Raw genomic sequence first — 14384 nt, forward strand, 5'->3', positions numbered from 1 at the left:
TCATTCTGCCGGCTTGTGGCAGACCGCCTCGATATTGTGCCCGTCCGGCGCGATGACGAAGGCGGCGTAGTAGTTCCGGTGATAACGGGGGCGAAGGCCGGGCGCACCGTTGTCGCGGCCGCCAGCCCGAAGAGCTGCCCGGTAGAAGGCATCGACCTCCTGTCTCGTCCCGGCCGAAAAGGCGATGTGCAGATGCGCCGGCTTTTCCTCGGTCTGGTAAAAGCAGAGCGACTCGTTGCCCCCGACAAGGATCTCCACCCCCTGGTCGGGCGCGCCTTCGGAGACGATCCTTGCGCCCAGCGGCTCGAGGGCCGCGACAAAGAAATCACGGCTCGCCTGAAAATCGGTCACTCCGAACTTCACGTGATCGAACATGCGTTGCTCCACCCTTCCTTCCTTTGGCCGCTCCAGAAGATGCTCTCCCCGATCCTGCTTTCAACCCCTTGAATTCGCAGGGTGGAGTGCTCAAGCACGGCTTTCCGCTCCCCGACGAAGAGCGTAAGCAACTGCTGACGGAAAGTTGCCTTTCCCTGCCCGTCGCGGGCGCGGGACGGCCTTTCACCGGCCGTGCTTTTCCGATAGGGCTTTGGCTTTCGCCCTCACCTCTCCCACTGTTCGCAAATGGAGCGCCCGAATGAAACGCCTTTCGATCGGCCGGACCGGTCTCGAAGCCTCTTCGATCGTCCTCGGCATGATGCGCATCGAAACGCTGCGCGACGCGGAGATCGACCGGCTGGTGCGAAGCGCGCTGGAGGCGGGTATCAACGTGATCGACCATGCCGATATCTACGGCAATCAGCGCCACGGTTGCGAGGCCCGGTTCGGAGCGGCCGTGAAGCTGACCCCGAGCGAGCGGGATCGGGTCGTCCTGCAATCCAAGGCAGGCATTCGCGACGGCTATTTCGACTTCTCCGCCCGGCATCTGACCGAGAGCGTCGAAGGCTCGCTTGCCGCGCTGCGGACGGATTATCTCGACCTCTTCCTGCTTCATCGTCCGGATGCTCTGATGGAGCCGGAAGAGGTCGCCCTTGCATTCGACAGCCTGCACGCCTCGGGAAAGGTGCGGCATTTCGGTGTCTCGAACCACAGTGCAGCGCAGATCGAACTCCTGAGGACGGCTGTCCGCCAGCCGCTTTCGGTCAATCAGGTGCAGCTATCGGTCGCCCATGCGCCGCTGATTGCGGCCGGCCTCGCGCTCAACATGCAGGGCCTCGACCAATCGGTCGACAGGACCGGCAGTCTGCTTGACCGGTCCCGGCGGGAGGGCATGACGCTGCAATGCTGGTCGCCGTTCCAGAAGGGATTCTTCGAAGGCACCTTCATCGGCGATCGGGAGGGATATCCCCTGCTGAATGACGCGCTGGAGGAGTTGGCCGCCCGTCACGGGATAACGCCGACCGGGGTTGCCGTCGCCTGGATCACGCGCCATCCCGCGCGCATGCAGGTGGTCGTGGGCTCGACGCGGCCCGAACGGGTAAGGGAATGTGTCGCCGGTGCCGGCATCGAGCTCACGCGGGAGGAATGGTACCGTCTTTTCCGCGCGGCGGGCCATGTCCTGCCATGACCCGGCATCCGGCGGAACCGCATTCTAGAACCGGCCCGGCACCTGCGGAAAACCGCCCGCATGGGCACAGGTCCGCGCCGCCTGCGCACATCCGGCAAGAAGTGCCTCGTGCAGCCGCTGGCCAGCGCGGTGGGCGATCAGAAAGGCGGCGATGAAGCTGTCTCCGGCTCCGGTCGTATCGACCGGCGTGATGGGCACGGCCGGCACCTGCGCTTCCTCGCCCGTTGCGGAAAGGCCGTAGGCCCCGCGGGCACCGCGCGTGACCACGGCGAGCCTTGCGCCACCGGCAAGCATTGCCACGGCGAGCTGCCGTGGGTCGGCCGCGTCTCCTCCGGAACGAAAGGCGACCTCGAGACCTTCGACGCCGAGATGCTCGGGTGCGATATTGATGGAGAGATCCTGGGAGCAGCTCACCCCCGCCTCGACCAGCCATCGGCGCAGCGCTCCTCCATCGTCCAGCCAGCCGATATGGACATGATCCATGCCGAGCAGGGCCTTACGGGCGGCTTCGTCCGGACGGTAACCGCGGCAGACGCCGAATTCCTCGAGCAGGAAGACCCGCTCCCCCGACGGTTCGACGGCAATGTCGGTATAGGCCGTTTCGCCGGGAAGCGTGACCAGATGATCCAGGCAGACATTCTTCGCGGCCAGGGCCTCGCGCGTCGCCTCACCCGCCGTGTCCGGGCCGACCGCACCGAAATACCAGCTCTCGTGGCCGGCCATGGCGCACTGGGCCGCGACATTCAGCGCATTGCCACCGATCAGCACCTGACTGACGGGCGGGCGGAAGCGGTCCACGCAGTTGTCGCCCACGGCAGCAAGACGCAAGACGTTCATGTCGGTTCCTCCGGAGAGACGAGGCTGGCGGCCTTGGGTCGCCAGCCTTGCTTGGTCAGTAGGCGACCCGCTTGTAATAGCGGCGCGTGGTCAGGGGATGGTTCCGCATCACCTCGAGATGCGCGCTCGCCCGTTCCAGAACGGTGGCCAGCACGATCGGCGAGACCATGGCACGCACGGTATCCGACAGACCAGGAAGCGGGAAGTCGCGCGTGTCCAGGATGGTGAAGCGGTCCGTGTAGGACGGAACGAAGGCTTCGACCCGATCCGCCAGGGGACGGAACTGGTCCTCGCCCTTGAACAGGATGACGCTGACGCCCTTCTCCACCAGCTCCAGCGTACCGTGGAAGAAGTGGGAGGCGTGGACGGGCCGCGTGCGGATCCACTGCATCTCCTCCAGAATGCACATGCCGTAGTAATGGGCCTCCGGCCAGACGTTACCGGCACCGGTCATGATGTGGTAGTCAGAACCGGCGAGCACCCGGGCGAAGGCGTCCGCCTTGGGCTCGAAGGCCTTCTTCACGTCGAGAAGCAGGCCAGGCAGGCGCTTGAGCTGGGTGACGATATCCGCATGGCCGGGGCACTCGCCGCGATGCTTCATGACAGCAAGGGCGATGTAGAGGGACTGCAGGTAGAAGGATTCGCAGGACGTGTCGTCTTCCGCAAAGTTGAGGAAGACGTGATCCGCGCCCTTTCCAAGCGGGGTTTCCGCATGGCCGACGAGCGTGATGGTCATCGCGCCGCGGGCCTTCAGCTGCTCGAGCAGGGCAACGCTTTCCTTGGTGGTGCCGGAGAGCGAAGGCATGACCACGATGGACCGGGGCCCGAGATTGACGGAGCCGGAGATGGAAAGCTCGGCGGTCATGCCGCCGAAGGCCGGAAAGCGGGACTCGCGCTGCAGAAGCTCGAGCGCCGGCTGCATCAGGATCGCCGCACCGCCGGTGCCGAGGAAATAGATGTTCTCCGCACCCTTTTCGAGGCACTCGCCCACCACCGCATCGAAGCGATCCGCAAGCTCCGCCGCACCTGTCTGGATCCTCAGGAAACGTTCTTCGTCAAAATTCAGCATCGGTCTCTCTCTGGCTGCCGGCGCATGGCCGCTGAAACGCTTTGCCCTCGCAAAGTTGTAAGACAACTGACATCTTGTGTTTTGGCTGTCAAGGCCGCGCCTCCCATTATTCGACCGTATAACAACGGACGCAGGGCCTTTGGCCTTGCTTGACCCCCGCATATTTGTCTGACAATGAAGGAAGAACCTACATCTGGAGTCAAGGCCGTGGACGAACCCCTGCGCGACACACGCACCCTGGTGGTGCAATTGCGAGATCGCATTGCGGATCTGATACGCGAGCAGGACATGAAGCCGGGAGACAAGCTGCCAACCGAAGCGCAGCTGACGGCCCGCTTTCACATCTCCCGCCCTGCCCTGCGCGAGGCGCTGAAGCTTCTGGAGCAGGATGGCATCATCTATGTGGAGCATGGACGGGGACGCTTCGTTTCCGCCATGTCCGCTGCCCAGGTGGAGAGGCCGATAACGGTGTTCGAGAGCATCACCGACATGACGCGCCATTACGGCTACAGGACCTCCAACAAGGTTCTCTCCATCTCGGAGGAGGCCGCCGATGCGGAGGTGGCCGCCAGGCTGAAGCTCGAGCCGGGCGAGCGGGTGATCCGTCTGGAACGGCTGAGGCTTCAGGACGAGGAGCCGATCCTCTACTGCATCGATTACGTGCCGCGCTCCCTCATTCCCGCGCGGCTTTACGACATAGACTGGAGCGGCTCGCTGCTCGGCATACTCGAAGAGCACAAGCAGCGCCCGCGCATGTCATCGGCAACCGTGACCGCGGTGCCGCTGCCGCGCGACGTGGTGGAGCGGCATGATCTGGGAGATTTCGGGCCGGCGCTGCTGATAACCGAGACCTGCTTCAATCTCTCGGGCGTGCCGGTCATCTATGCCATCGACTATCACCGCGGCAGCCACTTCTCCTTCAGCCTCGTGCGCAAGTAGGCGCAGGAGCGCCTTCAGCGCAGCACGAGCCAGCCGGAAAAGATGATGATGGCCGCGCCGGCAAGGGTGAAGGGCTCGAGCGGCGTTTCGAAGATCAGCAGGCCATAAAGGCAGCCCCAGATGATCTGGCTGTACTGGAAGGGAGCGATGACGGATGCATCCCCCATCCGGAAGGCGCGCACCAGCAGCATGTGACCGCCGAAGAGCATCAGCCCGCCCGCGACCGCAAGCGACCAACCCCAGGCGCTGACGGAAACGAAGCCGCCGTTCAGCATCGTCACGGCACCCGATATCACCAGCAGCAGCGTCATCAGCGTGACCACCAGCGCGGTATCGGATTCGGCAGCCTTGGCGCGGCGCAGGAGGATGAGCGAGAAGGCGAAGCACAGTGCCGCACCGAGGGCCGCTGCATGCCCCAGGTTGAGCGGCTGCACGCCGGGCCTCAGGGCAAGGGCGACACCCGCAAAGCCGAGAAGGATGCCACCCCAGGCGACGAGCGACAGCCGCTCCCCGAGAAAGAGCGCAGCAAGCCCGGCGACCAGAATGGGCGTTGTGAAGGCGATCATGTAGGCCTCGGACAGCGGCAGCCGCGCAAAGGCGTAGTAGATCAGCAGCGTATCGATCGAAAGCAGTGCCGCGCGCAGGATCGCAAGCGTCGGGTAGCGTGGCAACAGGTCGGCCGCATTGCCCGTGAAGAGGCCCTGCAGCAGGCTGAGCGCCAGGGCGATGGCGGTGATCAGGAACGTGACCTGCGGCACCGGCACCGTCTCCGCCATCAGCTTGACGGTGACATCCGTGCCGGAGAAAACCGAAAAGGACAGGAGGACGATCAGGATCGCCTTCAGGTTGGACCGGCCGGACACGGCATGGGGTACGGCCGCCGAACCGGCCTTATCGGACATTGAATTTGCCAAAGCGTTCCTCGATGCGAGCCTGCAGGAGTTCGAGCGCGACGGAGAGAATCCAGTAGATCATCGATGCGGTGATGAGCATCTCGATGTGGCGGAATTCCGTCTGGCCCTGGGTACGGGCGAGGTACATGATTTCCCAAACACCCACAACCGACACGAGGGAGGAATCCTTCAGCATCGCAATGAACTGGTTCCCGGTCGGCGGAATGATGACACGCATGGCTTGCGGCAGGATGACGAGCATCATCGTCTGTGCGGGGCTGAGGCCGAGCGCGGTTGCGCCCTCCGTCTGGCCGCGCGGGATGCTTTCGATGCCGGCGCGGAAAATCTCGGTCATGTAGGCGCCATAGCAGAGCGAGAGCGCCATGATCCCGGCAGGAACGGCTCCGATGACATAACCGATCTGCGGCAGTCCGAGATAGATGATGTAGATCTGCATCAGCAGCGGCAGGCCGCGGAAGAGCGAGGTGTAGAAGGTCGCAAGCCCGTAGATGACGCCGTTCTTCGACAGCTTGGCGATGGCACCGGCCAGCGCGATGATCGTGGCGATCAGGATCGAGATCGCCGAGATATAGAGTGTGGTCGTCACCCCTTGCGTGATCAGGAAACCGATCTTCTTGCCGATGAAGGCGAAGGACAGGTTGAAGGAATAGAAGAAGAGCATCAGCAGCACGAAGAGCTCGATCCAGACCCCGGCGATCTGGTGCGGCCGCGGCAGGAGGCGGAGCACAACCCAGTTCAGCGCCAGGATGAGCGCCACCGCGAGGCCGCCGGCGAGCCGTGCCGTCTCCGGATAGGCTTCGAGAAGCGGGGCGGCCGGAGGCACGAGCTTGCCGATCCAGGCGGCGCTGACCCCGAGGGCATACAGTCCGAGCGTGATGACGAGGAGAAGCAGCGCGACGAAGATGCGCCGCGCTGCATCGGGATGGATGAGAATCAGTCTGCCGATCATGTCTACGCCCCCTCCGGCTTGTTCCTGTCGTTGTGGAAGGCGCCGCTCAGGCGGCGCGCTCCCGCCACCAGTCCTGTGCCTGGAGCTTCCAGTAGGTCAGCTGTGCAACGGCAAGGCCCGCAATGCCGCCGGCCCAGACGAGGCCGAAAGGCTTGAACAGCCGGTAGCGGTCGCTGGTGCCGAGGATACCCTCTGCGACGACCTTCCCGCCGATGGCGGTGGTGTTGAGGCCGTGCCCGCCGAAGGCGGTGCAGCACCAGACCCCGGGCGCAATCGGACCGATCTGGGGCATCAGATGGCGGGCGTAAGACATGAGGCCGGACCAGGCGAGTTCCGTCTTCAGGCCCTTCAGCTGGGGATAGGTGCCGGTCATCTCGGCGCGCAGTTCGCGCACCAGCCCCTCCGTCGAGGCGGCGCGGGTGGTGATGCGACCGCCCCACAGAAGACGCCTGCCGCCATCGACGACCCGATAGTAATCGCCCGCCCGGCGATTGTCGCCGATGGCATCCGTGGTGGCGATGGCGCTGGCGATGAGGTCCGGCGCTTCCTCGCTGACCATCACATAGGTGGCGATCGGCAGATAGGAGCGCTTGAGCCGCGGCAGGAGGCTGCCCGTATATCCGCCTGTGGTGATGACCACCTGGCGCGCGCGCACCTCGCCGGCCGGCGTCCTCACGCGCTTCTCGGCAGCATCCAGATCGGCGGAAACGGCAGGTGACTGTTCGAATATCCGGCCGCCCAGGCGTTCGATCTCGGCGGCGATGGCCCTGAGATAGTTGAGCGGGTGAATGTGAAAGGCACGCGGATCGCGCAGCGCCTGAAAATAGCGTTCGGACTTCAGGACATGGCGCACCTCGGCGGTGTCCAGGAAATTCAGCTCATAGCCATAGGTGTTGGCGAGCGAGGCCGCATAGGCCTTCAGATCGTCGGGGGCGCTATAGCGCAGGACGCTCATGATGCCCGGCGTCATGCCGGCATCGGCGACGGCGAGATCGGCAATCGTCTGGCGGACATATTCCATGCCCTCGATGGAGAGCCGATGGATGTCCCTTGCCGCAGCCGCACCGGCGCGGCGCGCGATATCGTCCGAGCCGGTCGCAAATCCGGGGCTGACAAAGCCGCCATTCCGCCCGGAGGCGCCGAAGCCCACGGCCTTTTCTTCGAGAAGCACCACCTTCTGGCCACCGCGGACGAGTTCGAGCGCCGTGGTCAGGCCGGCGAGCCCGCCGCCGACGACCACCGTGTCGCACTCGACCGTGCCGTTCAGCGAGGCGCGCTCGCGGCCATCAGAGAGGGTGCGCTTGTAGTAGGTATCGGGATAGGTCATGGAATTGCGGTGTCCCCAGAAAGAGAGGGAGCGCCACGCAGGGCGTGACGCTCTTCCTGTCGATGTCAGTCGGCGCTGTAGTCCTTGCCATACCACTTCGTGGTCAGCTTGGAGAGGGTGCCGTCGGCCTTCATGGCGGCAATCAGCTCGCCGATCTTGGCCGTCCACTCCGCATCGCCCTTCTCGGCGATGACGACGAGCGGCTCGCGGAAGGCGTATTCGCCTTCGATCACCTTCAGCGGGTAGCCGTTCTTGATCGCGTTGAGCGCGGTCTGTTCGGGGGCGATGACCGCGTCGAGGCGCATGCCGTCACCGAGGCGCAGATCGTCGAAGGGCAGCATCGAATCGGCAAAGGTGCGGACCTCGCCCGGCTCCAGCTTGTACTCGACCGGGGGCAGGCCCGGAGCGTCGATCTGCAGCTGGCGGCGGATATAGTCTTCCGAGGTGGTGCCGGTTTCAACGCCGATCACCTTGCCGTTCAGATCGGCGACACCCTTTGCCTGGCTGTCCTTGTGAACCACGAAGACATAGGGGCTGTAGTAATAGATCCCCGCGAAGTCGATGACCTGCGCGCGTGCCTTGGTCGGCGTGACCGATCCGACGCCGAGATCGTAACGGCCCTGCCAGTGGCCGCCGGTCAGGGTCTGCCAGTCGGGGGTTTCGAAGCTGACCTCGACCCCGAGACGCTTTGCGATCTCGCGCGACACGTCGATGTCGAAGCCCACCATTTCGTTGTTGTCGTCGAGATAGCTCTGGGGCGGCCAGCCGCTGTTGGTGGCGACCACCATGGCCTTCTTGCCCATGACGCGATCGAGCGTCTCGCCCGCATGCGCCTGTACCGAAAGGGCCACGGCCGCAGCCGCAGCCGCGAGATGAATCATCAGCTTCTTCACGCCTTCCTCCTTGATCTGATCCGTCAGTGTTCCGCCGAATTTTATGTAAGATGTCTGACAACATCAAATTGACGGCTCGCAGGATCGGAGTCAAGCGGGCTTAGCACGCGAGTTCATGAAACAGCGTGATGACATCATGCGAAATTGGAATGGACCGGGCTGACGGGCAGGCGGGGGCCTGGAGGCCCCGCACGGGGTTCAGCGTGTGTTGCGCCGGCTCTGGGGATGCAGCGTCTTTCCGAGGATCCCGTCGTCCCGCCCGATGACGTGGGCACTCGAGCCGACGATCAGCGGATCGGGCTGATGCACGTGCTTGGGCACGGTTTCGGAATAGGGCAGCGAGGAGAGGAAGTGGCGCATGCAGTTGAGCCGCGCACGCTTCTTGTCGTCCGACTTCACGATCGTCCAGGGCGCATCCGCCGTATCGGTGAAGAAGAACATCGCCTCCTTGGCTTCCGTATACTCGTCCCACTTGCCAAGCGAAGCCTTGTCGATCGGCGAGAGCTTCCACTGCTTGAGGGGATCCGTTTCGCGGGCCTCGAAGCGGCGGGCCTGCTCTTCGCGGGTAACGCTGAACCAGTATTTGAAGAGGCGGATGCCGGAGCGCACCATCATCTTCTCCAGCTCCGGGCATTCCCGCATGAATTCCAGATATTCGGACGGGGAACAGAAGCCCATGACCCGCTCGACGCCGGCGCGGTTGTACCAGGAGCGATCGAAGAAGACGATCTCGCCGCCCGCCGGCAGATGCTGGAGATAGCGCTGGAAATACCATTGGGTGCGCTCGCGTTCGGTCGGCTTTTCCAGGGCGACGACCCGCGCGCCGCGGGGATTGAGATGTTCCATGAAACGCTTGATCGTGCCGCCCTTGCCGGCGGCATCCCGGCCCTCGAAGAGCACGACGACCTTCTGGCCCGTCTCCTTGATCCAGGCCTGCGCCTTGAGCAGTTCTACCTGCAACTCGGCGATCTGGGCCATGTAGATCTTGTTGGACAGACGCCCCTTGTAGGGATACTCGCCGGTCTCGAAGGTGTGGCGGATGGCCTCCGGGTCGCGCCTGAGGCTCCTGAGATCCATGGGATAGGCAGCGCTGTTTTCGGCCGCCTGCCCGCGGCCCGCCTCTCCTGCTGCCGGATCCGGTGCTTCCGCCACCGGTGCCTCGGTGCCGGGCGCCACCGCGTCCACACCCGTCTCCAACGCCAATGCCTGTTCCATGTCACTCATGTCCGCCCCTCCTTTTCCTTGGCCTTTGCCAAGAGTGCGCCTCGGGGAGCGGCCTCACTTTGCGCTAGATCAAGCGGAGCGGCCTATATTGCGGGCCCGGTCCGGCTCAGGCCGCCATCGACCGGTCGGCGCGGGCAAGCGCCCGCTTCAGCGCATCGAGACAAAGGGGATCAATGGCGGTTCCGCGCACCTCTTCCATGATCGAAAGCGCCTTCGCCACCGGCATGGCCGCCCGGTAGGGCCTGTCGGCGGTCAGCGCGTCGAAGAAGTCGGCTGCGGTGATGATGCGGGTCTCGAAGCTGATGTCGGTGGCTTCTATTCCACGCGGGTATCCCTTGCCGTCCAGCCGCTCGTGATGGGCGCCGCCGATGCGGGCGATCTCGCTGAAGGCGGCGATGCGGTTGAGGATTTCCTCGCTGTAGACCGCATGGCGCTTCATCTCGTCCCACTCGTCGTCATCGAGCTTGGCGGGCTTGTCGAGAATGCTGTTCGAGACGCCCAGCTTGCCGATGTCGTGGAGCAGCGCGGCCCGTTTCAGCCAGCGCCGCTCGTGGGGACCCATGGCGAGTTCCTCGGCGATCAGGTCGGCAAAGATGCTGACGCGGTCGCAGTGACCGCTGGTATAGGGACTTTTGGAGTCCACCACCTCTCCGAAGGCCGCGGCGATATCGTCGAGGTAATCGTCATCGAGCACCGCGGCGGTTCTGGCGGGCGGCAGGGTCAGGAGATAGCGCATCAGGTCGGGCGAGCGCAGCTGCTCCCAGAAGCCGGGATCGGCCGCCAGTCCCTCGAAAGCCTTCACGAGGGCGGGATCGAACCAGGTTCCGCTTCGCCGGCGAACCTCGGCGAGCGCGGCCTGTGTCCCGCCCTCCTGCTGGAAGACGTCGACAACCTGCGCCAGGAGCGCGATCCGGGAAAAGAGCGGGATTGCCTCGCCCTCCAGTCCGAGTGGCTTTCCCTTCCCGTTCCAGTGCTCGTCGAGACTGAGAATGCCGGAAACCACCTGATCGGAAAAGCGCAGCTTGCGGGCGATCTCCCCTCCCCGCTGGCATCGGGTTTCGATCAGCTCGCGCGCGATCTCGCCACCGTTCTGCAGAATGTTGACGATCGCGCGGAATCGTTCGGCCATGCTGGATTTCAGCCCCGTATGACCCAGCACGAAGCGCAGCACCTGGGGCAGGCTGTCGCCGATGGTCTTGAAGTCGCCCTTGAAGGTGAGATCGTTGGTCAGATACAGCTCGCAGATGCGCGCCGCATTGCTGCTGCAGCCGAGATCCTTGAGCAGGAGCATGAAATAGAGATCGTTTCGGACCGGTTCCGGCAGGCCGATCATGGCACCGATCCGCGTGCCGATATAGCAGCAGCGGGCGCAGTGACCCTGCGGCTGGCCCTCGGTGATATCGAGCGCATGGCTCAGGGCACCGATCAGCTCGGCGAGACTGAGGCTCTCCGCCTTCGGCCATTCCACGGTCTTCATGCGCATTCCTCCCAGGGAGCCGGGATTGTGGCGAAGAAGACTTAACAAAAGGCAATATCAGGTAATTATTGTTCGTCCAGCGGATTCCAGTATTTCCGCAGCGGAGGCCGCGCGCTTTCGATGACGATGCCGTCCTTCTCGCAGCGATAGACCATGCCGGGGCTGTCGGATGCATAGAGGTCGCGCCGCAGGGCACTGCGCATGCGAACTTCCTGGGTGCACGTGGCCGGGTCTTCCGGCTCCTTTGCCTTTTCCGGCGACTGAACCCCCGGAAGGTCCTTGTAGGGAAAGGCCTTGTCCATGGCGCCCGGGGAAAAATCCTGCGCAGCGAGCATCCCGGCACCGAAGAGCGCGGCAGAGAATGCAGCAATTGCGGAAGTCCTCAGGGTCACGACATTCACCTTCTTCATCCTAGCATGACAGCGTCTCACACAGGTCTGCGGCAAAGTGTGGGCGGTCCGTACAGATATCCTATCCGCTCGACCGCCTCCCGGAAGCCTTCCCGCGTGACAGACATGGTATGTCCGCTGGCGTGCAGCAAGGTCTCCGGGTCCTCCATGATTCCCACATGCCCCTTCCAGAAGACAAGATCGCCCCGCTCGAGCGTCTCGATCGCGACCGGATCGCCATAACCGTCCCGCTGCATGTCGGAATCGCGCGGCGCCAGCCGGCCCGTCATCTGATGGGCGAGCTGGACAAGCCCGGAACAGTCGATGCCGAAACCCGACCGTCCGCCCCAGAGATAGGGGGTTTCCAGGAAGCGAAGTGCAATCGAGACCGGGTCGGGCGATGCCCAGCTGCCGAGCGGCAGGCAATGGGCTGCGATGACCGCTTCCCCGGTTTCCAGCAGCAGGTAGCGGGTTCCGCGGGTTTCCGCCTCGCCGGCCACCTTCAGCCGGCTGCCCAGGGAAAGGACCGAGAGCGGAGGCCGCTTCAGTTCCGGCCCCGGATAGGAAAAGCTGCGGGGCACGACGACGATGTGGGTTGCGGCAGCCTCGCCCTCGGCGATCTGGTTCTCGGGCAGATAGCCGACATAATGATCCAGCCGCGCCTGCACGAAGGCCCAGCCGTTGCGTCTCTCGAAGACAGCGACCTCCTCCCCGCGCAGAAGCTGTGTATCGATGCCGGCGGCCATGTCGGGCTCAGGTCGCAGATCGGCAACCGGAACCGTCACGTGAGCGGGAAGGCCTTCCACGAAGCGCTCGGCTTCGACCACGCCCTTCAGCGCGGCGCTTGCGAGATCGGGGCGGTAGGCATGGGTTCGGCGGTCCGGCATTCTGCTCATGCGGATGGCTCCTCGCGCGAGGTCTGAATCGGTATGGCCTCAATAGCAGCGCGGGGGCGTTTCAGTCGAGCGCCTGCGCGGCCGCGATGACCTGGTCCCCGAACCGTTCGAGAAAGAGCGCGCCCTTGACGGTGCGCTTGATCACGACGTTCCGGCGATCGCGGGGATCCCGCTCGCGGTCGACGAGGCCGAGCTCGCCCATGCGGTCGAGGGCGCGCGTGATGACCGGCTTCGTGACAGCCAACAGGGCCGCAAGCCCCCTGACCGTGTGCGGTGGCGGCACCAGATAGATCTGCAGCAGGATTGCCATCTGCCGGACCGTCAGGTCCGGCATGTCATCCTGCACCTGGGCGACATGCACCCGGTGCCAGAGGCTGAGGGCCTGCAGCGCGCTGAGTTCCACGGTCATGGCGGAAACGGTCCTTGCATCGGGGGCTTCGCCGGCGCGCCTCAGCCGTGGTTTCGTATGCAGTGATAGAGGGCACGGATGGCCTGTGCCTCTCCGCCGACCGGCGAATGCGGACGTTCGGAAGGGGTCCAGGCATAGATGTCGAAATGCGCCCAGTTGCGGGTCCTGGTGACGAAGCGTTTCAGGAACAGCGCCGCGGTGATGGCTCCGGCCATGCCGCCCGAGGGGGCGTTGGTGAGGTCGGCAATCCGCGCGTTGATGTCCTTTTCGTAGCCCCGGTAGAGCGGCAACCGCCAGAGCGGGTCGTCCATCTCGAGGCTCGATTCCTCGATCGCCTCGGCCAGATCGCGGCTGTCGGTGAAGAAGGGCGGCAGGTCCGGGCCGAGAGCGACACGGGCAGCGCCCGTCAGCGTGGCCATGTCGATCAGCAGGTCCGGCTCGTCCTCGTCGGCATAGGCAAGCGTATCGGCGAGGATCAGCCGGCCTTCCGCATCGGTATTGTCGATCTGGACCGTCAGGCCCTTGCGGCTGCGATAGATGTCCCCGGGGCGGAAGGCATTGGCGGAGATCGAATTCTCCACCGCCGGCACCAGCACGCGCAGATCGACCTTGAGCTTCGCATCCATGATCATCAGCGCCAGACCGAGGACATTTGCGGCTCCGCCCATGTCCTTCTTCATCAGCAGCATGGACGAGGACGGCTTGATGTCGAGGCCGCCGGTATCGAAGCAGACGCCCTTGCCGACCAGCGTCACCTTCCGGTGCCCCTTCTTGCCCCAGCGCATCTCGAGAAGCCGCGGCGCATCCGCGCTCGCCCGCCCGACGGTGTGGATCAGCGGGAAGTTGGATTGCAGCAGCGCTTCGCCGCTGATGACGTTCACCTCCGCCTTGTAATGCGCCGCAAGCTGGCGGAATGCCGCTTCGAGCTGTACCGGGCCCATGTCGTTGGTGGGCGTGTTGATGAGGTCGCGGGCCAGAAAGACGCCGGCAAGCTGCCGCTTGATGTCGGTGGCATCCGCATCCTGCGGGATGAGGAGCTTCGGCCCCGGCTCGGCCTCGGTCCGGTATTTCTCGAAGCGATAGCTGCCGAGCCCGAAGCCGAGCGCCAGCCGGTTCGCCGTCAGCGGGGCCGTTTCCACATGCCATTCGCCGGCCGGCAGGGCCCGGGCGAGCTTGCCTGTCAGAAAGGGCGCGTCGGAAGGATTCTTGCCAAGGCCGAAGAGCGCGCCGCCCAGATGGCCATCGGCGGAGGGGATCGGGAGCACGGAGCCCGTCTCTGCCCGGTAGCCGGCCTTGCGCGCCCAGTCCAGCGCAATCGGATCGATGGTGCCGGTCTCGATATGCGCCGGGGTGACGGCAAAGATCGGCAGGGTCTTCCCCCCTTTCGTGGTGAAGGGCGTGGGGCGTTCGATATACTGATACGGAGCCATGGTCTTTACTTTCAGCCTTTCGGCAATGCGGATGTTTAACCGTCTGTTAAGGTTAACAGATTATTGC

The 14384-nt window shown here is 64.4% G+C and carries 15 protein-coding genes; 2 read left to right on the forward strand and 13 right to left on the reverse strand.

Annotated features, from left to right (window positions below; genetic code table 11):
• A complete protein-coding gene (locus GGR23_RS18005; protein ID WP_183367710.1) occupies window positions 1–375 on the reverse strand; it encodes a VOC family protein in 375 nt (124 codons plus the stop codon).
• A 259-nt stretch (window positions 376–634) separates the two neighbouring features.
• Between GGR23_RS18005 and GGR23_RS18010 the strand changes: the two genes are divergently transcribed.
• On the forward strand, window positions 635–1564 hold the full coding sequence (locus GGR23_RS18010) for an aldo/keto reductase (protein ID WP_183367711.1): 930 nt from the start codon (window positions 635–637) through the stop codon (window positions 1562–1564).
• A 24-nt stretch (window positions 1565–1588) separates the two neighbouring features.
• Here the strand turns inward: GGR23_RS18010 and GGR23_RS18015 are convergent, their stop codons facing one another.
• Together GGR23_RS18015 and GGR23_RS18020 are read right to left on the reverse strand one after the other, a co-directional pair.
• On the reverse strand, window positions 1589–2401 hold the full coding sequence (locus GGR23_RS18015; RefSeq protein WP_183367712.1) for a PfkB family carbohydrate kinase: 813 nt from the start codon (window positions 2399–2401) through the stop codon (window positions 1589–1591).
• 55 nt (window positions 2402–2456) lie between these two features.
• A complete protein-coding gene (locus tag GGR23_RS18020; RefSeq protein WP_183367713.1) occupies window positions 2457–3470 on the reverse strand; it encodes an SIS domain-containing protein in 1014 nt (337 codons plus the stop codon).
• A gap of 207 nt (window positions 3471–3677) precedes the next feature.
• Between GGR23_RS18020 and GGR23_RS18025 the strand changes: the two genes are divergently transcribed.
• On the forward strand, window positions 3678–4409 hold the full coding sequence (locus tag GGR23_RS18025) for a UTRA domain-containing protein (protein WP_183367714.1): 732 nt from the start codon (window positions 3678–3680) through the stop codon (window positions 4407–4409).
• Window positions 4410–4423: 14 nt separating this feature from the next.
• On the opposite strand, the gene GGR23_RS18030 is transcribed toward GGR23_RS18025, so the two are convergent.
• The 10 genes from GGR23_RS18030 to GGR23_RS18075 all read right to left on the reverse strand — a co-directional run bounded on the left by GGR23_RS18030 (window position 4424) and on the right by GGR23_RS18075 (window position 14317).
• On the reverse strand, window positions 4424–5311 hold the full coding sequence (locus GGR23_RS18030) for a DMT family transporter (RefSeq protein WP_183367715.1): 888 nt from the start codon (window positions 5309–5311) through the stop codon (window positions 4424–4426).
• The gene (locus tag GGR23_RS18035; protein WP_183367716.1) at window positions 5301–6272 is read right to left on the reverse strand and encodes an amino acid ABC transporter permease; all 972 of its coding nucleotides are present in this window, start codon (window positions 6270–6272) and stop codon (window positions 5301–5303) included. Before GGR23_RS18035 ends, GGR23_RS18030 begins: the two co-directional genes overlap by 11 nt.
• Before the next feature lie 46 nt (window positions 6273–6318).
• Window positions 6319–7599, reverse strand: a complete 1281-nt coding sequence (locus GGR23_RS18040; protein WP_183367717.1) for an NAD(P)/FAD-dependent oxidoreductase — start codon at window positions 7597–7599, stop codon at window positions 6319–6321.
• A gap of 65 nt (window positions 7600–7664) precedes the next feature.
• On the reverse strand, window positions 7665–8480 hold the full coding sequence (locus tag GGR23_RS18045) for a transporter substrate-binding domain-containing protein (RefSeq protein ID WP_183367795.1): 816 nt from the start codon (window positions 8478–8480) through the stop codon (window positions 7665–7667).
• Between the two features lie 210 nt (window positions 8481–8690).
• A complete protein-coding gene (ppk2, locus tag GGR23_RS18050; protein ID WP_183367796.1) occupies window positions 8691–9707 on the reverse strand; it encodes a polyphosphate kinase 2 in 1017 nt (338 codons plus the stop codon).
• Between the two features lie 115 nt (window positions 9708–9822).
• Window positions 9823–11193 carry an HD-GYP domain-containing protein gene (locus GGR23_RS18055; RefSeq protein ID WP_183367718.1) on the reverse strand — a complete coding sequence of 457 codons (1371 nt, stop codon included), beginning with the start codon at window positions 11191–11193 and terminating at the stop codon, window positions 9823–9825.
• Window positions 11194–11258: 65 nt separating this feature from the next.
• Window positions 11259–11594, reverse strand: coding sequence for a hypothetical protein (locus tag GGR23_RS18060; protein WP_183367719.1), 336 nt, complete (start codon window positions 11592–11594; stop codon window positions 11259–11261).
• 26 nt (window positions 11595–11620) lie between these two features.
• Window positions 11621–12478: a C40 family peptidase gene (locus GGR23_RS18065; RefSeq protein WP_246365813.1), complete on the reverse strand. Its 858-nt coding sequence runs from the start codon at window positions 12476–12478 to the stop codon at window positions 11621–11623.
• Window positions 12479–12539: 61 nt separating this feature from the next.
• Window positions 12540–12887 (reverse strand): MarR family transcriptional regulator, encoded by a 348-nt coding sequence (locus GGR23_RS18070; protein WP_183367720.1) that lies wholly within the window; start codon window positions 12885–12887, stop codon window positions 12540–12542.
• Between the two features lie 41 nt (window positions 12888–12928).
• Window positions 12929–14317 carry a leucyl aminopeptidase family protein gene (locus GGR23_RS18075; RefSeq protein WP_183367721.1) on the reverse strand — a complete coding sequence of 463 codons (1389 nt, stop codon included), beginning with the start codon at window positions 14315–14317 and terminating at the stop codon, window positions 12929–12931.
• Between the last annotated feature and the right edge of the window lie 67 nt (window positions 14318–14384).

This window comes from Gellertiella hungarica, from assembly GCF_014197145.1.
Lineage (GTDB): Bacteria > Pseudomonadota > Alphaproteobacteria > Rhizobiales > Rhizobiaceae > Gellertiella > Gellertiella hungarica.